Origin of the sequence: Micromonospora sp. NPDC049049 (assembly GCF_040649115.1) — a bacterium.
Lineage (GTDB): Bacteria > Actinomycetota > Actinomycetes > Mycobacteriales > Micromonosporaceae > Micromonospora.
Genome location: NZ_JBEZEX010000015.1, coordinates 158,308 through 177,050 on the forward strand (window position 1 = coordinate 158,308; position 18,743 = coordinate 177,050).

Below are 18,743 nucleotides of genomic sequence, written 5' to 3' on the forward strand. Positions count from 1 at the left end.
GTGCGATGGCTGCTCAGCGCACCTCCGATCGACAACATTGGCGTGAAGGACAAGTCGAACACCGGCGGCCGTGCCGCCTTCGTGCGCATCGCGGAGGCGGCACGGTCGCCTGGCGTCTCAGCTACGGGTGGACCCGGCGTCCTTGGGCGGCACCAGGATCATCCGGCGACGCCAGGCAGCGAGGATCAACACGCCTCCGGCCGCCAACGCCGCCATGCCGATCCCGCCGACCAACCCGACCTGCGGTCCGGTGACCGGCAACCCGCCGTCACCGCCACCGCCACCACCACCGCCCTTCGCTGCCAGCACCACGGCGAACCCGTCCCGATTGTCACCGGGGTCCACGTCGGCCACCCGTACGGCGACGGCGTTCGCGGGCAGGTTGGTTCGTGCAGGCGTGGAGGGGCTGGTCGTCGTCTGCTCGGCGAGGCCCTCCACCCGCACGGTGCCGCCCCGCAACGTCGCCGGCGCGCTGGCGGATGACGCAGTCGTCACCAGGTTGTACAGCTCGACCGCCGAGTAGATCGTGTCGTTCGGGTCGATGTCCTCGGCGGCCGGAACGAGTGTGAGGCGCTGGTAGGTGCAGACGGCCGATCGCCCGGCGTCGGCGAGCACACACTGTTCCGGCTTCCTGGTGAAGGTCACACCCTTGGGCAGACGCAATGTGACCCGCACACCGCTGACCGTTCTCCGACCCTGGTTGGCGACGGTGTGCCACACAGCGCCCGTCTCACCCGGGTGCAGCGTCCCGGTGGGCGTCGGCATGCCGTCGGCACCGATCCGCACGGACTGCTGCACGTCTCGAGCGACCAACGAGAGGTCCGCCTTGGGCTCGTCGACCAGCGTCAGCGGGAACGATTTGGTGTTGTCGGCCGGATTCGCGTCCTCGTCCGGCCGGATGCTGACCGACGCTTCGAACCTGCCCTCGTAAGGCGCCGTCCCGTAGACGAGCGCGTCGATGGGAACGTCGACGGTTTCGCCCGGCCCCGGAATCAACTCCGGCGACAGTCGGCAGTAGAACCCGCCGAAATCACCGTCGCACTCCCCCACACCACCCCCGGAATGCCACAGCAGAGAGACCGGTATGGGGTCAGGGCCCTGCGGTGGCTGACGGACATCGACGACGACCTCGCTCGGGGTCTCGTCCCCCAGGTTGCTGATCTTCAGATAGACAACCTTCCTCTCGACCCCCAGCGCGATCCGTGTCCCCGACGCGTCGACCGCGAGGTCTGGACCTTTCTTCGCCGCCTCGGCGGGGGCGGCAAGGACAGCCAACCCGGCGAGGAGGAACAGCGCGGCGGCAACAGTTCGCAACAGCCGCCGACGACCAGAGCTCATGGCAGCACCCTCTCGGTAAGCGCGGACAGTGTGGTTGAAAACACTATCGGCAATCGTCCCCCGACCACTGCGACCTCTATTGGAGGCCACACCGCACCGGGCGCTGCGGGCGCCTCGGCTTGCCTCATGGCGCACGACGACCACGGCTCTTGGGCATGTAGCCCTGACCGACGAAGGGATCGGCCGCCCGGCTCGCCGCCGGTGATCTCTTCACCGGCCGCCTGCGGGACGCCGTCGCGCTGTCGCCGAACGGCGGCTTGGCCACCGGCGCGTGCCCCACCGCACCGCGCACGGCGATGGAAGCGGCACCGCCCACCGCAGCCCGTCATCTGGCGACGGCCGGGACAGACCAGGGGCGCAGGGACCTTCGAAGGTCCCTGCGCCCCATCGTGCGCGGTCTACCCGATCAGCTGTAGACCTCGAACTCGAACAGCGAGTAGCCCCAGGCTGTGGCGCGGGTCGTGCCGTTGATCCGCACAAATCGGCCGGTGGCGGCCAGCGCGGTGTTGTCGTCCACCCCACCGTCGCCACCGGCGATCGTCCGGGCTGTGGTCCAGGTTGTCCCGTTGGCCGACGTCTGGATCTGGTAACCCGAGCCGTACGCCCCCTCCCAGGTCAACTTGACCCGATTGATGGGGTACGACTGACCGAGATCCACCTGGATCCACTGCGGGTCGGCGAAGGCACTCGCCCACCTGCTGGTCAGCGAACCGTCGACCGCGGCGGAGGCCGGGTAGGCGACCGCCTCGGTGCTCGACGCGGTCGCCGGCTTGTTCAACGCCAGGTTGCCCGAGGGCGGCTGTACGACGCCGCCCCCGTAGACCTCGAATTCGAACAGGGAGTATCCCCAGGCCGTGCCGCGGGCCGTACCGTTGATCCGCACGTAACGACCCGTGGCGGCCAGCGCGGTGTTGTCGTCCACCCCACCGTCGCCACCGGTGACTGTCCGGACCGTGGTCCATGTCGTTCCGTTGGCCGACGTCTGGATCTGGTACCCCGAGCCGTATGCCGCTTCCCAGGTCAGCTTGACCCGGTCGATGGAGGTCGACTGGCCGAGGTCCACCTGGATCCACTGCGGATCGCTGAAGGTGCTCGCCCACCTGGTGGTCAGCGAACCGTCGACCGCAGCCGAGGCCGGGAAGGTGCCGGACTCCGTGCTCGACGCCGTCACCGGCTTGTTCAACGCCAGGTTCCCCGACGGCGGTTGCGTGGTGCCGGAGGTGAACGTGAAATCGTCGATGTCGAACAGCGATCCCGCGCCGCCGGTGAACACCAGGTACAGCTGGTGCGTTCCGGCCGGTGGGCTGATCGTCCCGGTGACGTCGGCCCACGTCTCCCAGCCACCGGTCGGGGCGACCTGCACCGTGCCGGCCACCGGGCCGGTCGGTGAGTCGACCCGCACGGTCAGCGTGCCACCGACGCCGGCCGAGGCGACCCGCGCCTTGATACCGGTGACGCCGGCCAGGTTGTACGGCGTGAAGGAAATCCAGTCGCCGTTCTCGATGTACCCGATGGCGTTGCCGCCGTGGGCGCTGGGCTTGGCGGCGAGCTGGACGCCGTTCATGGTGCCGAAGTGCTCGGCCTGCCGGGTCCGCGGTTGCAGCACGTGCTGGTCCTGGACCGCGACCCCGTTGACCGGGGTGTACACCGCGGCGAGCACCCCGAAGATGTTCGCGGACGCGTCGTGCTCACCGTCCACCGTGGTCTGGATCGACCCGGTGCAGCCGTTCTTGCTGGTGATCGGGTGACCATGACTGTCGTGGCCGAGGATGTAGTTGAGCTGGACCCTGTTGCAGTCGATGGTGCCGGCGTTCGGATCCGTGACCCTCACCTCGTAGGGCACCAGGTCGCCGAACTGGAACACCGATCCGTCGGCCGGTGTGATCAATTCGATGGATGGTCGGCCGACCCCGATGACGGTACTGGCCGTCGAGGTTCTGCCGCCGGGGTCCCGTACCGTCAGCGTCGCGGTGTACTCGCCGTTAGCCGGGTAGGTGAACGTCGGGTTGGCCGCCGTGGAGTCGGTGCTGCCGTTACTGGTGAAGTCCCAGGCGTACGTGATCGGGTCGCCGTCCGGATCGTTGCTGCCCGCCGAGCTGAACTGCACGGCCAGCGGCGCCGCGCCGGAGGACGGGGTGGCGCTGATCTGCGCGATCGGTGCCCGGTTGCCGCCGGTGTTGTACTCGATCCGGTAGAGGGCCGAGTTGGCGTCGCCGCCGAACCAGGTGGTGCCGTAGTCGAGCACGTAGAGGGCGCCGTCAGGCCCGAACTCCAAGTCCATGATCGCGGTTCCGGACCACGGGATCGGCTCGATCGCGCCGGCCGTGCCGTTGGCGTTCAAGGTGACCGCCTTGATCCAGCGACTGGTGAACTCTCCGAGGAAGACCTTCCCGTTGTACGACGCCGGGAACTTCACGTCGGAGGCCAGCGCCGGGTTGAAGTTGTAGACCGGACCGCCCATGGGCCCGCCCCCACCCAACTCGGGCCGCCAGGGCCCCTGCCCACCGTAAGGCAGCCAGGCCGCCTGCGACGGCGGCAGCGTGGTGATGCCGGTGTTGTTCCGGGAGTTGTTCGTCGGCCCACCGGCGCAGTTGTACGGACCGGACGACGGCCCGCTGGGGAACGTGAACTCCTGGTAGGGGGTGTTGTAGTTGGAGCAGTACGGCCAGCCGTAGAAGCCCGGCTGGGTGATCCGCTCGAACGAGACGGTGCCCGCCGGCCCGCGCTGCGGGTCGGCAGAGCCGGCGTCGGGGCCGTAGTCACCGAGGTAGACGACCCCGGTCGCCTTGTCCACGCTCATCCGGAACGGGTTGCGGAAGCCCATGGCGTACACCTCGGGCCTGGTGTTCGCCGTGCCCGGGGCGAACATGTTGCCGGCCGGGATGGTGTAGCCGCCCGTCGCACCCGGCTTGATCCGCAGCACCTTGCCGCGCAGGTCGTTGCTGTTGGCCGAGGTGCGCTGCGCGTCGTAGGCGGGGTTGCGGTCGGCCCGCTCGTCGATCGGTGCGGACCCGGCCGAGTCGAACGGGTTGGTGTCGTCACCGGTGGACAGGTACAGGTTGCCGGCGGCGTCGAAGTCGATGTCACCGCCGACGTGGCAGCACAGCCCGCGGCTGGTCGGCACGTCGAGGATCGTCACCAGCGAGGCCGGGTCGATCGTGTTGTCGTCCCGCACGGTGAACCGGGCCAGCTTGTTGGAGCCGTTGAACGGGGCGAACTGCGCCGCCGTGCCGGTGGACGGAGCGTCACCGCCCGGCGTGCTGAGCGGCGGCGCGTAGTAGACGTACACCCAGCGGTTGCTGGCGAAGTTCGGGTCGGCCTTGATGCTCTGCAGACCCTCCTCGTCGTGGCTGTAGACCGGCAGCGTCAGGGCGCCCTTGGTGTTGCCGTTGACGTCGGTGTAACGGATGACGCCGTTCCGCGAGGTGTGCAGCACACCCCGGTTGGGCAACACGGTGAGGCCCATTGGTTCACCGGTCTCCGCCACGCCCTTGGCCAGGTTCACCTGGTTGAACGTGCCGACGGGGGCCTGTACCGAGCAGTTGCCGACGTTCTGCGCGGCGTACCTGATTCCGCCGAGCAGGTGGGTGCGGAAGTTGGCCTCGGTGTAGCTCTCCTGGGTATGGCCGAGGCCGGTGTACCAGGAGCGGCCGCCGTCGTAGGGTCGGCACCACGAGATCGGGTGGTCGCCGTTCATGGTGCCGCCGGTGTACGTGGCCTCGTTGAGATTCGCGAGGACGTGCACCTGCGAGCGGGGGTTGGTGCGGTAGTTGTACCACTCGTCGGTGCGGTTCCAGTTCACCGGGATGCCCGCGTTTGAAGGGTGGGCGGTGTCCTCGATGCGGACGGTCGCCGGCTGGATCGCGGGGTGGCTGGAGAAGTAGGCGCCGACGAGGTTGCCGTACCAGGGCCAGTCGTATTCGGTGTCGGAGGCGGCGTGCACTCCGACATAGCCGCCGCCGGCGCGGATGTAGCGCTCGAACGCGGCCTGCTGGGTCGGGTTGAGCACGTCGGCGGTCGTGGACAGCCAAATGACCGCTCTGAACCTGGCCAGGTTCGTGTCGGTGAACTGGGCGGCGTCCTCGGTCGCCTCGACCGTGAAGTTGCCCTGCGTGCCCAGTTGCTGGATCGCAGCGATCCCAGCGGGGATCGCGTCATGCCGGAACCCCGCAGTCTTGCTGAAGACCAGCACCGAGAAGTCGGCCGCGAATGCCGGGGCGACGTTGACGCCCATCCCGGCCAGCACAAGAGCGACGATGAGCAGCATTCTGCGAATCATGATCGGTTGGTTACCTCTCGTGAGGAAGTAGCCGAAACGTGCGCCGATCACGTCTCGAACGTGGCCGCGGTGGGCGGCCCCGCGGGTTGGTGCCGGGACGCGCACAGGGGTGTCGCGTCTGTCCCGGCGGTGAAGGGTCGTCGGCACGTCACGCCTCGGTGAAGGTCGCGCGGCGCCGTGATGGGGATGGGGGTGGGGTCGGGTGGACGTGAGCGGCTGTTGACGGTGGCTGGTCAGGGGTGCAGCGCCGCCATCTTCTTCGACCTCCATCTCGGGAGAGCGCTCTCTCATGAAGGTTTGCAAAAGTTAACAGATTCATCATCGTCCAACAATGGCTCCATCGACCGTCGTGAAATCCGACTACCGAAGTCCGCCCCGGTCGGTGAGTACGCGGCGGTGATCGACGGGACGCTCCGATGACGTCCTGGCCGGGGGGCCTGCCGATGCTCCAGCCATCACTCATCAACGACTGGCTTGGCCAACGGCCGGACTTCTCGCTCCGGATCGTCAGCGTGTGCGCGGGACAAGGGCATGACCTCATCGGCGCCCTTGCGCCGCGCTCGGACGCCACCCGGGTATGCGCGGAGCTCATCGAGTACCACCCTCGCAACGTGGCCGCCGGCCGGATGGGTATCACCGCCGCTGGGCTCAACGGGATCACCGCCACCCAAGCCGATGCCGGCGACTTCGCCGCGTACCGCAGAGCCCCCCTGCTGATCTGGTCGCTCTCGCCGGAGTAGGGGGCAACATCGGCGACGCCGACGTGCGAACAACCATCGACGCCTTGCTGCGGCTATGCGCATTCGACGCAACCACGATCTGGACCAGGACCCGCCGCGATCCCGACCGGCGTGGTAGCGGAATTCTTGAGGTGCTGCTCCACCTCGAAGCGTTCAGGTACCGCCATCTTGCGGAAGATGGCCAGTGCGCGCATCCAATATCGGTGCGCTTCGACTGGGTCCTCGGGTTCGATCTGGTGCGCAATCCCAGCCAGGGCCCGCCCCTGTTCGTATGGATGACTGATCCGGCTTGCCAGGGTGAGGGCGTCCTGGTGGGCTTCCACGGCTGCGGCAGCACGTCCTTGGGCGGCATGCTGAGGGAGAGCGCGATCTTGAATGAGCCCTTTTCATCGTGACAGGGCTGGTCACGGCGGTGGGGTGGGGGCAGGGATCGACGTAGGGCGAGGCTCCCGGCAAGACAGCAGTCGACCCAAGATCCGATGCTCCAACCGGAAGCCTCGCTGTTGTCCTACCCTGCCGCGATTCCCCTGTCCGACCGCACCCTCATGTGCCTCGCTGACCTGATCCGCAACCACCGAACGCAGGTGGAGAATCGCGCAGCGCTTGGCTGGCGGTTCAACAAGTCTGACCCGAGTACCAGGCGTTGGATACGGCGTTGGCGCCGCCGATGTCCCACGTTCCCGGGCCGATGCACCAGCTCCAGTCGTTGCGGGGCCACGTCGCGTCGACGTAGATGATCACATGGGTGTTCCCGCAGTGGTTGTACCAGGCCGTCACCGCGTCTTCGTAGTAGCCGCAAACCTGCGCGGCGAAGTCCTCGCTGCCGGGCTTGGCCTGCTCCGAAACCGCGGTGGTTTCGGGTTGGGACAGGCGGGAGCCGGCGCCCGGACTTGCCTGTGCCACGGTCCCGGACAGGGTGAGTGCGCCGAGGATCGCGGTCACTGCCGAGATCCGAAACGCCGTTCTGTACCACATCTTCACAATGGTCTCCTGTCAGCCGCCGCTGCGGCTTAGATGATGCTGCTGGCTGCATGAAGTGATCGACGTACTTCCTCGCGCTCCTTCCATCGCGAAAACACGCATCGATGTAACACGCTCAGGTGAACCTTCTTCCGTAAGCCGGAATCAGATCAACCCTGACTGAGCGACTTCCTGAGCTAAGAGTGCAGTCCACAGCCGGGTCTGTCGTTACTGGTAAGCGCACAAGTCTTTAGTCTGCGCGTACTCTTGCGCACTGCTCGCGGAACTGGCGTGGCGAAAGACCGTAGGCGCTGCGGAACGCCTGGCTGAAGTGCGCCGGGCTGGTGAACCCCCACTGGGCGGCGATCGCGTGGATCGGGCGCGCGCCTAGTTGGGGGTTGGCGAGGTCGCGTCGGCACTGCTCCAGGCGACGCTCGCGGACCCAGCCGGCGACCGTGTGCCCTTCCTCGTGGAACAGCTTGTGCAGGTATCGCAACGAGATGTGATGCGCTGCGGCAATCGCGTCCGGCGTCAGGCGTGGATCGCCCAGATTCGCTCGGACGAAGGCGTGGATCTGAGCCATCAACGCTCGCCGTCGGGTGTGGGAGGGCACCGCGCTTTGGACGTCCAGCGCGTTGGCCAGTGCCGCTGTCAACACGTCAATGGTGAGGGTGGACAGCCGGGCGGCGTCCAACGGACTGAGTTCGTCCATGTGCCGGGCAAGGTGCAGCAGGAATTGTGAAGATAACGCGCCGACGCCTTGGGCGCCAGGGATGCGAACTGCGCTCAGGCGCCGCAACTCCCAAGGGGGCAACGGCAGCAACAAGCGCGGGAAGCGCAGGAGCAGCAGCTGACTAACTGGCACATCCGGGGTGAATTCGGCCAGGTAGGGCCGGGAAGTGTCATACAGTATCAGGTCCCCCACGCCGAAATCTGTGCGCTGGCCGTCTTGCGTGATCATGCCGCCACCGCGCACAAGGCAACCCAGCTTGAACACCTCGGGATCGGCCTGCCGAATGAGCTTGGGAGTGCGGTGGACCGAGTGCGGCATCGTGGTCATTAATGTCGCCTGCACGGGACCGAACTCGCTGATTCCGACCTGAGCCCGAAATCCGGGCTCCCACTGCGAATCACAGCGTAAATCGTAGGGCACCCAGAGCTTCGAGTTTACCTCGCGCCAGAAGGCGAACCCGTCTTCAACCGGGACCTCGGTGGTGCTGACTACGTCCATGACTCACCTTCGCGCTGTCGCTGCCGGGGTCAGATCACGATAGCTTGGCGTCGATATAACGGCGTTGCGAGGTTATGGTGCCGGTCAGGCATTGAGGGCTTTTCATCGTGATGGGCCTGGTCGCGATGGGTGGCAGGCAGCGTGTGTCGACATAGGACGTGGCTCCCGGCAAGACAGCAGTCGACCAAGATCCGATGCCCCAACCGGGAGCCTCGCTGTGCTGTCTTACCCGGCGCCCAGGCTCTCGATCACCCGCATGCTCGTCGGCCCGCCCGTGGCGTATGCCTCGGCGCCGCGCGCCTGGGCAAGCTGCACGCCCACGTATCCCACAGCGCCGGCACCGCCGTGCACCAGGACCTTCTGCCCGGCGCGGACTCCGGCCCGGTCGACCAGCCCCTCCCAAGAGGTGACCGCCGCCAAGGGCAACACGGCGGCCTCCCGCATCGAGAGTGCGTTCGGCTTGCGGGCCAGCAGTCGGGCGTCCACGGCGGCGTACTCGGCCAGCGAGCCCTGCAGGTTGCCGACGCCCCCGCACAGCCCGTACACCTCGTCCCCCGGCTCGAAGTCGGTCACCTCCGCGCCGACAGCCGCCACGACGCCGGCAAGGTCCAGGCTAAGCATTCCCACTCTCCGTGATCGAGACTTCACGTGGACGCTATCCGAGCAGATCGACGGCGGGGCGGGTTCCTCGGACCGCGCCGGCGCCGCGACGGGCGCACCGCGCACGGGTCAGTCGTCTTCGGCACCGTCGAGCAGCGCGCGCCGCAGCGCCAGCCGGTGCTTGCGGCGGATCTCCGCCTCGCGGTACCGCCGCCGGTCACCGTCGGTCTCCGGTAGCAGCGGCGGCACCGTTCGAGGCTGGCCGTCGTCGTCGATCGCGACCATGACCAGGTGAGCGGTGGCCACGTCGGTGGGCGGCACCGCCCGGTCCCACCGGTCGGCGGTCACCTTGACGGCCACCTCCATCGAGCTGCGGCCGGCCCAGGTGATCCGGGCGTCGACGTGCACGACGTCGCCGACCCGCACCGCGCGCAGGAACGCGGTCTCGTCGATCGCGGCGGTGACCGCCGGCCCGTCGGAGTGGCGGGCGGCGACCACCCCGGCCACCGAGTCGATGAGGTTGAGGATCCGGCCGCCGTGGACCGTACCCATCAGGTTGGTGTGGTGCTGGTCCATGATCTGCGACAGGGTCAGGTGCGACGCCGACGGCGCTCGGCCGGCGATCGTGGTGGTGTCGTGCACAGCGGTAGTCCGTCCCTCGGGAAACCACACCGCCGGAACACGGGCACACGCTGACGAGGACACACCGGCGCACACCGCCCCGGCACGTCACCCGCTCAGCCCACCCGCGAGGCCGACGGCAGCGCACACGGTCGTGTACGCGGCGCGGGCAGGTCTTCGGACTCGCGGGCCCGACCGGCTCCACGCCGGTCCCCTACTGGCCGTCGCTTCCCAGGCCACTGGCCCAGTGCTGATGACGGCGGTCGTTCCCACTCACCGCTGCGGGGCAGCCCCGGATTCCCACCGGGTTCCCTCTTACGACGCCCGGCCAGCTCACGACCGGGCGAACCAGCGCCACCGGGAGCATAGCTGGCCAGGAGCGACGGCCCCTCAGCCCGGCCGACCACCCGGGAGGTGTTCGGCTTTAGCCATGTGAGGAAAAAGTTCGTCACCTCTTGTAAAAAGTCTCCGCCCAGTGAGGATATTCAGATGCGTCGTCACCCTCAGATTCCTGGGCGGGTGGTCTCGGGCCTCCTCGCGCTCCTCCTCGCCTCGGCGGTCGCTCTCCTCGCGTCCGCCCAGCCCGCCGCAGCTCACGGGACCCTCGCGATGTCCACACCGGCGAGCGGCGCAACCGTGCGCGAGCCGTTGACGTCGGTGCAGCTGTTCTTCACCGAGAAGGCCGCTGCCAACGCGTTCTTCACTATCACCGCGCCGGGTGGCATCCGGGTCGACAATGGCTGGTCGTACGGGGAGCCCAAGCCCTTGGACAAGCCGGTGCGCGAGTACTTCCTGGTCAACGGCCAGTTCGAGCCACGCGAGTACACGACCGGGTTCCCCGCGACGGTGGCGGTCGCGCACCTGCCGGCCAAGGGCCAGTACTCGGTGAGCTACCTGTCGGTCGCCTCGGACGGCGACCCCGTACGCGGCACCTTGACCTTCCGCTACGACGGGCCGGTGACGGCGGCGCCCCAGGGGTGGAGCCCGCCGTCGACCCAGCCGGATCCGGCGCTGTTGGCCACGGCCGAGCAACACGGGTCGTCCGGGCAGGCGTCGGCGGTGCCGACAGTCGCTGCCGAGACGGCGGTTCCACCGTCCGCGGCAGCGGCTGCGCCGAACGGATCGACTGACGAGAGCGGCCCCGGAGCGGTCGCGTGGGTCGGCCTGGCGGTGGTCGCCGTGGCGGCGGCGGCCGGATTCGTCGTCTGGCGTCGGCGGACGACCCCCACCGGCAGGCCCGCCGGCCGGGGCCGTACCGCGTCGGCGACATCCGCTCGACGCGGCGCCGGCACCCGTCCCGCGACCAGGACCGCCGGCACCAGGATCGCCAACGCCAAGGCCACCGGCGCCAAGGGCGCTGGTAGCAAGCCCGCCGTTGCCAGGACCGGCGGCGGCAGAGAGGTCGGTGGCAGGACCGTCGCAGACAGGAGCGTCGCGGCGACCGGCAGCGGTACGCAGACCTCGGACGGTAAGCGGCGACCCAACGCCGTGCCGGCCGCGCGTAAGGACACCGCCGTCGTCGTGGCCCGGACCGGCGTCGCTGTCGATCCACCTCCGACCGGTGAGGACGCGAAAGCCCTCGCCACGACGGACAGACGACCGCCCGTCGACTCCGGGGCATCGCCTGACCCGGATCTCGCCACGGCGACGCCCGGGTCCCGGCTGAGCAACACCAGCCTGGCACTGTTCGTCGGTACCCTGGTGCTGGCCCTGCTCGGCGGGTTCGGGTTGGCGCGCATCAGCGGCAACGAGGGCCCGGCCGCCAACACCGCCCGGCAACCGGCGGGCGGTCCGCCCGACTCCGGCCCGGCAGGGTCCGCGGCCGACGGACACCAACACCCGGCGGGCACCGGACCGCACACGCACCGGGGCGACGGCGTAACGGGCGAGACGCTTGCCACCGGGACGACCGTCAGCGCCGGCGGGTACACGCTGCAACCGCTGGAACGAACCCAACCCGCCGGGGTACGCGCCGACTACCGCTTCCGCATCGTCGGCACCGACCGACAGCCGGCGACCCGCTTCGCGGTCGTCCACGACAAGCCGTTGCACATGATCGTCGTGGGCCGTGACCTGAGCGGTTACCAGCACCTGCACCCGACGATGGCACCCGACGGCACCTGGAGCGTCCCCATGACGCTGGCCCGCCCCGGCGGTTACCGCGTCTACGCCGACTTCTCCGTCACCGCTGCCAACGGCACGCCGCTGCCGCTCGTGCTGGGCGTCGACCACACAGTGCCCGGCACGCACACCCCGACTGCGCTGCCGCCGGCACAGGCGCAGGCGACGGCTGGTCCGTACACGGTGTCGATGACCGGCACCGCGACGGTGGGGGTGACGGCGCCGATCCACTTCCAGGTCGCCAGCGCCGACACGGCCACGCCCGCGCAGCTGGAGCGATACCTTGCCGCGTACGGGCACCTGGTGGTGGTTCGTGAGGGTGACCTCGGCTACGTGCACGTGCACCCCGAGCCGGAGCTGGTCGACGGGACTGTGAAGTTCTGGCTGACCGCGCCGAGTTCAGGCCGGTACCGGGCCTTCTTCGACTTTCAGGTCGCCGGCAAGGTGCACACCGGGGAGTTCACGATCAACGTTCCCTGAGCCCGGAACTTTCTCCCTGCTGCGGCCGACCAACCTCCCAGCAGCAACCATCGGAGGAAGAACACATGCTCGCCACCAGCCCGAACGTTTCACGCCGCCGCTCGGCAGCGATCCTCGCCGCCGCGATCCTGACGGTGGGCGCCGCCGGGTGCGGGTCGTCCGACTCTCCGTCGACCGCGCAGGCGAGCCCGTCGGCGTCGGCCCCGGCCAACCCGGACGCTGGTGTGCTCGGCATTCGTGACCCGTGGGTGAAGGCGGCCGACAAGGGCATGACGGCGGCCTTCGGGACCCTGGTCAACGACGGCGACAGCGATGTCACGGTGACGGGCGCCACGAACCCCCTGTCACCGATGGAGCTGCACGAGATGACCATGAAGGACGGCAAGATGGTCATGCAGGCCAAGCAGGGTGGCATCGTGATCAAGGCCAGGAGCACGCACGCGCTGGAGCCGGGCGGCGACCACCTCATGCTGATGAACCTCACCAAGCCCGTCCAGGCCGGCGATGAGTTGACCTTCACGCTGACCTTCGCCGACGGCAAAACCCAGCAGTTCAGCGCCGTGGCCAAGCCGTTCACCGGCGCGCAGGAGAGCTACGCCCCCGGGCACGGTCAGCCCATGCCCGGCGTGAGCGCCACGCCGGAGATGAGCATGAGCCCGTCATCGTGACGCAGACGCCACCCGTCCGGCCGGTGAGCAGGCGCGGCCTGCTCACCGGCGGTGCCCTGGCTGCCGGAGGGGCCCTGGCCGGCGGTGCCGCCATCGCCACGACCCGAACCGGCAGCGGGCAACCACCGGCCGCCGTCGACACCACGCCGGTGGCGAGCGTCGGTGGCCTGGTCGAGCCGTTCCATGGCGCCCGGCAGGCAGGGGTGTCCACCGAACCGCAGGCGCACGCGTCGTTCGTGGCGCTCACAGTGCGGGCCGGGACCGACCGGGCCGCGCTGGGCCGGATGTTGCGGTTGCTCACCGACGACGCTGCCCGGCTCACCCAGGGCCGACCCGCGTTGGCCGACACCGAGGCCGAACTCGGGCTGCTGCCGGCACGGTTGACAGTGACCTTCGGCTTCGGGCCGGGCCTCTACCGGGCGGCCGGCGTCGACGACCGCCGGCCGGCATCGGTCACCGAACTGCCGTCGTTCCGCATCGACCGACTCCAGCCGGCCTGGTCCGGCGGTGACCTGCTGCTGCAGATCTGCGCGGACGACGCGATCTCCGTCGCCCACGCCCAGCGGGTCCTGGTCAAGGACAGCCGCCCGTTCGCGACAGTGCGGTGGGTCCAGCAGGGCTTCCGGCGCAGCCCCGGTGTCGAGCCGGGCGGCCACACCCAACGCAACCTGTTCGGTCAGCTCGACGGCACCGCCAACCCCAGACCCGGCGCGCCCATGGACACCGCGCTCTGGGTCGCGGAGGGTCCGGCGTGGCTGCGCGACAGCACCACACTGGTGCTCCGGCGGATCAGCATGAACATGGAGACCTGGGACCTGCTCGGCCGGACCGACCGCGAACTCGCCGTCGGGCGGCGGCTCGACACCGGCGCACCGCTCACCGGGACCGCCGAACACGACGAACCCGACTTCGCCGCCACCGACGCCGACGGCCTCACCGTCATCCCCGACTTCTCGCACATGACCCGCGCCCGCGTCACCGACGACCGGTTGAGGATTCTGCGCCGGCCCTACAACTACGACGGGGCGCCGACGGCGGAGGGCCACGCGGACAGCGGCTTGATCTTCGCCTCGTACCAGGCCGACATCGAAAGGCAGTTCCTGCCCATCCAGCGCCGGCTGGCCGACCGGGACCTGCTCAACGAGTGGACCACGCCGATCGGCTCCGCTGTCTTCGCCATCCCGCCCGGATGTCGTCCCGGCGGTTGGATCGGCGAGCAGGTGCTCGGATGAGCGTGCCGCCGTCCCGTCCCGCGGCCGTCCGACTCGGCGCGGCGGTGCTCGCCGTCCTCATGGCGGTGCTCATCCCGGCCAGCCCGGCCTGGGCGCACAACTCGCTCCGAACGGCCACGCCCGCTCGGGACGCGACACTGCCGAGCGCACCGACCGAGGTCACGCTCGAATTCATGCAGCGACTCGACCCCGCGTTCACCACGATCGTGCTCACCGACGCCGCCAAGCGGAAGCTTCCCACCGGCGAACCAGTGGTCACCGGTGCGAAGAGCACGATCCAGGTGACCGACCCCCTGCCGAACGGGACATACACGGTCGCCTACCGGGTCGTCTCCGTCGACGGGCACCCGGTTCAGGGGTCGTACCCGTTCACGGTGGCCGATCCCTCGTCCAGCGCCGCGCCAGTTGTCGCCGTCAGCGCGTCAGCGCCCGCCCCGCCCGCCGCCGCGGCAGCGTCCAGCGGCGGCCCGAGTGCCGGTGTCCTCACCACGGCTGCCGCGCTGGCCCTCCTCGTCCTGGTGGCGGCTGGGCTGCTGTGGCGACGGGCAGCCCGACGCTGATCCGACCCGCCCCCGTGCGGTCGGCTCGCCTCATCACCTCATCAGCAAGGTCGACACATGTCCCACACAGAACCACGGCAGTTCGTCGGCGACGATCCGAGCGGTGTCCGCACCGCCGCCACCGCCTCGCTGACCCCGACCGGTCCAGCCCCGTCCGCCGCCCGAGCCAAGGGTTCCACGGGGTCCGGCTGGTTGGTAAACGTCGTCGCCGTCGCCTCGGGGGCCATCCTGTTGGTGCTCGGACTCCGGGTCGGGGGTGCGTTCACGGCCGCGATTCCGGGTCTCCCCGACGCGGGGCCGATCACCACCCGGGCGCTACCCGTTCTCCGGCTGCTGTCCGACGGTCTGGCCACCGTCACCGTCGGCATGCTGGTGACCTCTGCGTTCCTGCTGCCGGGCGACGGACCCAGCGTCTCGCCGCACGGCTACCTGCTGCTGCGGCGGGCCGGTGTCGCCTCGCTCGGTTGGTCGGTGACGGCGCTGTCTCTGCTGGCGCTGACCGCCTCGGACCTGCTCGGCCAACCACTGACGACGCTCGGGCCCGCTACCGTCGTCAGTTTCGCCACCACCATCTCGCAGGGCCAATCGCTCATGCTGCAGGCCGGACTGGCCCTGGCAGTGGCACTGCTGGCCCGAATCGGGGTATCCCGTGGCCTCGCCGCGACCGTCGCGGTCCTGGCCCTGGTGGCGGTGCTTCCCCCGGCCTTCACCGGGCACTCCGCCGGGGCCGGCAACCACCAGATCTCCGTCAGCAGCCTGGCCCTGCACATCCTCGCCGCCGCGGTGTGGGTCGGCGCCCTCATCGCCCTGCTGGTGGTACGGCGCAGTCGGCTGCTGGCCGACGCCGCCGCTCGGTACAGTCGCCTCGCCCTGGGCTGCTTCGTCGCCGTGTCGGTCAGCGGGGCGGCCAACGCCGCGGTTCGCCTCGGCTCGGTCGACCAGCTCTGGCACTCCCGCTACGGCTGGTTGGTGCTCGGCAAGCTCGTCGCCCTGCTGATCCTCGGCGCGCTCGGCGCGATACACCGCTCCCGCACCCTGCCGGCGTTGCGTGCCGGACGGCGATGGGCGTTCGGCCGGCTGGCCGCCGGTGAGCTGATCGTGTTCGCCGCCACCGTGGGGCTGGCGGTGGCGCTCTCCCGCAGCCCCACCCCGGTCGCCGAGGCGGGCACCGACGCCGACCCGATCACCGAGCTGCTCGGCTTCCCGATGCCCGCCGCACCCACTGCGGGAAACCTGCTCGGGCAGCCGCTGCCGGACATGTTCTTCCTGACCCTCTGCGCTCTCGGCATCGCCGGGTACCTGGCCGGAGTACGCCGGATGCACATCGCCGGGCACCACTGGCCGGTCGCCCGGACGGCGAGTTGGCTGGGTGGTTTGCTCCTGTTGGCGGCGGCCACCAACCTCGGTGTCGCCCGCTACGCGTACGTGCTCCTCAGCGCGCACATGGCCCAGCACATGGTGTTGTCGATGCTGGTGCCGATCCTGCTGGTCGGCGGCGCACCGGTCACCCTCGCCCTCCGCACCCTGCGTCGACCGGCCGACCCGGGGGTACGCGGTGCCCGGGAGTGGTTGCTGATCGCGGTGCACAGCCGGCCCACGAGGCTGCTCACCCATCCGCTCGTCGCGCTGGGCGTCTACACCGCCAGCCTGTTCGGCCTGTACTTCAGCGACCTGCTCGGCGTGCTGATGCGCTCCCACCTCGGTCACCTCGCGATGCTCACCCACTTCGTGGTCGCGGGCTACCTGTTGTTCTGGGTGCTCATCGGGGTCGACCCGGGCCGTCGACGCCTCCCCCATCCCGTGCTGGTGGTCATCCACCTGGCGTCGATGATGGCGCACGGCTTCTTCGGCCTGGTCCTCATGCAGACGACCACCGTCATCGCCCCCGACTGTTACCTCGCTGTGCACCCCACCTGGGCGTCGTCGCTGCTCTCCGATCAGCAGCTCGGCGCCGGCATCGCCTGGGCGTTCGGCGAGCTGCCCGCCGTCGTCGTCATGATCGTCCTCATTCGCCAGTGGATTCGCGCCGACCAGCGTGAACAGGGCCGCCTCGACCGGGCCGCCGACCGGGCCGACGCCACGGGCGCGGAGGACGACCTCGCCCGCTACAACGCGTTTCTCGCCGCGGCCGGACGTCCTGACATCGATTCGCGCCACACGGCCCGGCCGGCCCAGCCCTGACATCGAGGACCGATCTTCGGGAACCGCCGGCGTCTTCCCCCCGACTACCAGTCAGGGCCGATGCGACACCTCACCGGGCGACCAGACCAGTACGGGAAACACCTTCGCGCTTCCCGACTCTTCCGATCGGATCACCATGTCTCTGACTGAATTGTCCGGCACCCCGCCGCCGGAGCCCGCCACGACCGCCGAGAAACCGGCCCGAGCCGCCCGGCGCACGTCGCCGTTCGGCGCGCTGCTGCTGCGGCTGCATTTCTACGCCGGCATCCTCGTCGCCCCGTTCCTGGTGGTCGCCGCACTGACCGGCCTGGCCTACACCGTCACCCCGCAACTCGACACGATCCTGTACGGCGACCAGCTGAAGGTCGCCCAGGTGGGTGACCGGCAACTGCCGCTGGCCGAGCAGATCGGGGCCGCGCGCAACGCGCACCCGGACGGCAGCATCACCACAGTGCAACCCGGCGTCGGCCACCAGACCACCACTGTGGTGTTCTCCCTGCCCCAGCTCGGCGAGAACCAGCACACCGTCTACATCAACCCGTACACCGGCGAGTCCCAGGGGCAGCTCACCACCTGGTTCGGGTCCACGCCGATCACCACCTGGCTGGACGACCTGCATCGCCACCTGCACCTGGGAACGGTGGGCGAGCACTACTCCGAGCTGGCCGCGAGTTGGCTGTGGGTGATGGCGCTCGGTGGGGTCGTCCTCTGGTGGCGGCGACGTAACGCCGCCCGAGCCGCCGCCCGGCACCTGTTAGTGCCGGACCTGTCCACGGGTAGGGGTGTCCGCCGCACCCGAGGGTGGCACGCCACCACCGGCATCTGGCTCACCGTCGGTCTCCTCTTCCTCTCCGTCACCGGCCTGACCTGGTCCCGATATGCCGGCGCGAACTTCGCCGCCGGTCTCGACGCGCTCAGTGCCCGCACTCCGGAGATCTCCACCAGTCTCACCGCCGGCCCCACCGCCCCTGTCGAGACCGGCGGCGGTCACGAGCACGGTGCCGCCGGGGCGGGCGGGGTCGTCGAGTCGGCGGCCTTCGATCGGGTCCTGGCTGTCGCTCGCGGCGCGGGCCTCTCCGGTCCGGTTGAGATCAGTCCCGCGCCGGAGCCGGGCTCCGCCTGGACCGTCACGCAGGTCGACAACACCTGGCCGGTCAAGAAGGACCGCATCGCCGTCGACCCGGCCACCGACACGGTCACCGCCCGCAGCGACTTCGCCGACTGGCCCCTGCTGGCCAAACTGAGCGGCCTCGGCATCCAGGCCCACATGGGGATCCTCTTCGGCCTGGTCAACCAGATCCTGCTCGCCGCGCTCGCCCTCGGCCTGCTCTGCGTCATCTTCTGGGGCTACCGCATGTGGTGGCAGCGCCGGCCCACCCGCGCCGACCGCCGTGCGATGGCGGGCACCCCGCCGGCGCGTGGCGGCGTACGCGGCCTGCCGCTCTGGGCGCTGCTGATCGGCGTACCGGTGACGGTGGCGATCGGCTGGACGCTGCCCCTGTTCGGGCTCACCCTGCTCGCCTTCCTCCTCGTCGACGTGGTGGTGGGTGCGGTGTCCCGACGCCGACGACCTGCCGCGGCTCCCACCTCCCCGGCACCCGCGGGGAGCTGATTCACCGTCCGGCCGTCCGTCCTCGGACGCAACCGGCGGCCGGTGGCCCAGTAGAACAACAGGGTGGGGGGAGGGGGCGGGAGCGCCCAAGACCACGAGGAGGAGTTCGACGAGGGCGGG

General features: G+C 69.7%; 14 protein-coding genes, 1 pseudogene and 1 riboswitch. Of the genes and pseudogenes, 9 read left to right on the plus strand and 6 right to left on the minus strand.

The annotated features are described in order from the left end of the window. Window positions 1–117 precede the first annotated feature (117 nt). A complete protein-coding gene (locus AB0B68_RS17635; protein WP_357261095.1) occupies window positions 118–1,482 on the minus strand; it encodes a hypothetical protein in 1,365 nt (454 codons plus the stop codon). Window positions 1,483–1,744: 262 nt separating this feature from the next. Further along, window positions 1,745–5,605, minus strand: a complete 3,861-nt coding sequence (locus tag AB0B68_RS17640) for a ThuA domain-containing protein (RefSeq protein ID WP_357261132.1) — start codon at window positions 5,603–5,605, stop codon at window positions 1,745–1,747. 428 nt (window positions 5,606–6,033) lie between these two features. On the opposite strand from AB0B68_RS17640, the gene AB0B68_RS17645 reads away from it, so the two are divergent. The 3 genes and pseudogenes from AB0B68_RS17645 to AB0B68_RS17655 all read left to right on the plus strand — a co-directional run. Continuing rightward, window positions 6,034–6,357 carry a hypothetical protein gene (locus tag AB0B68_RS17645; protein WP_357261098.1) on the plus strand — a complete coding sequence of 108 codons (324 nt, stop codon included), beginning with the start codon at window positions 6,034–6,036 and terminating at the stop codon, window positions 6,355–6,357. Window positions 6,358–6,380: 23 nt separating this feature from the next. Continuing rightward, on the plus strand, window positions 6,381–6,752 hold the full coding sequence (locus tag AB0B68_RS17650) for a hypothetical protein (RefSeq protein ID WP_357261101.1): 372 nt from the start codon (window positions 6,381–6,383) through the stop codon (window positions 6,750–6,752). A 105-nt stretch (window positions 6,753–6,857) separates the two neighbouring features. Then, window positions 6,858–6,941 (plus strand): annotated as a pseudogene (locus AB0B68_RS17655) (IS5/IS1182 family transposase); the annotation flags it as partial. A 31-nt stretch (window positions 6,942–6,972) separates the two neighbouring features. Here the strand turns inward: AB0B68_RS17655 and AB0B68_RS17660 are convergent. The 4 genes from AB0B68_RS17660 to AB0B68_RS17675 form a co-directional block, all read right to left on the minus strand. Then, entirely contained in the window at window positions 6,973–7,299 is a 327-nt protein-coding gene (locus AB0B68_RS17660; RefSeq protein ID WP_357203437.1) for a DUF6355 family natural product biosynthesis protein, read from the minus strand. A gap of 268 nt (window positions 7,300–7,567) precedes the next feature. Continuing rightward, complete coding sequence (locus AB0B68_RS17665) at window positions 7,568–8,548, minus strand: helix-turn-helix domain-containing protein (RefSeq protein ID WP_357203434.1); 981 nt, start codon at window positions 8,546–8,548, stop codon at window positions 7,568–7,570. 225 nt (window positions 8,549–8,773) lie between these two features. Further along, window positions 8,774–9,169 (minus strand): hypothetical protein, encoded by a 396-nt coding sequence (locus tag AB0B68_RS17670; protein WP_357261105.1) that lies wholly within the window; start codon window positions 9,167–9,169, stop codon window positions 8,774–8,776. A gap of 108 nt (window positions 9,170–9,277) precedes the next feature. Then, window positions 9,278–9,790: an acyl-CoA thioesterase gene (locus AB0B68_RS17675; RefSeq protein ID WP_112588799.1), complete on the minus strand. Its 513-nt coding sequence runs from the start codon at window positions 9,788–9,790 to the stop codon at window positions 9,278–9,280. A gap of 129 nt (window positions 9,791–9,919) precedes the next feature. Next, window positions 9,920–10,137: riboswitch (cobalamin riboswitch) on the minus strand. Between the two features lie 121 nt (window positions 10,138–10,258). Here AB0B68_RS17675 and AB0B68_RS17680 point away from each other — a divergent pair. From AB0B68_RS17680 to AB0B68_RS17705, 6 genes are all read left to right on the plus strand, one after another. Further along, on the plus strand, window positions 10,259–12,370 hold the full coding sequence (locus AB0B68_RS17680) for a copper resistance protein CopC (protein ID WP_357261108.1): 2,112 nt from the start codon (window positions 10,259–10,261) through the stop codon (window positions 12,368–12,370). 65 nt (window positions 12,371–12,435) lie between these two features. Beyond that, entirely contained in the window at window positions 12,436–13,038 is a 603-nt protein-coding gene (locus AB0B68_RS17685) for a copper chaperone PCu(A)C (protein ID WP_357261111.1), read from the plus strand. A gap of 23 nt (window positions 13,039–13,061) precedes the next feature. Beyond that, a complete protein-coding gene (locus tag AB0B68_RS17690; RefSeq protein ID WP_357261114.1) occupies window positions 13,062–14,270 on the plus strand; it encodes a Dyp-type peroxidase in 1,209 nt (402 codons plus the stop codon). Further along, window positions 14,267–14,830 (plus strand): copper resistance CopC family protein, encoded by a 564-nt coding sequence (locus tag AB0B68_RS17695; protein ID WP_357261117.1) that lies wholly within the window; start codon window positions 14,267–14,269, stop codon window positions 14,828–14,830. The genes AB0B68_RS17690 and AB0B68_RS17695 overlap by 4 nt, the downstream gene beginning before the upstream one ends. Window positions 14,831–14,887: 57 nt before the next feature. After that, window positions 14,888–17,011 (plus strand): cytochrome c oxidase assembly protein, encoded by a 2,124-nt coding sequence (locus AB0B68_RS17700; RefSeq protein WP_357261120.1) that lies wholly within the window; start codon window positions 14,888–14,890, stop codon window positions 17,009–17,011. Window positions 17,012–17,147: 136 nt separating this feature from the next. Next, window positions 17,148–18,623, plus strand: coding sequence for a PepSY domain-containing protein (locus tag AB0B68_RS17705; protein ID WP_357261123.1), 1,476 nt, complete (start codon window positions 17,148–17,150; stop codon window positions 18,621–18,623). Window positions 18,624–18,743: the final 120 nt, after the last annotated feature.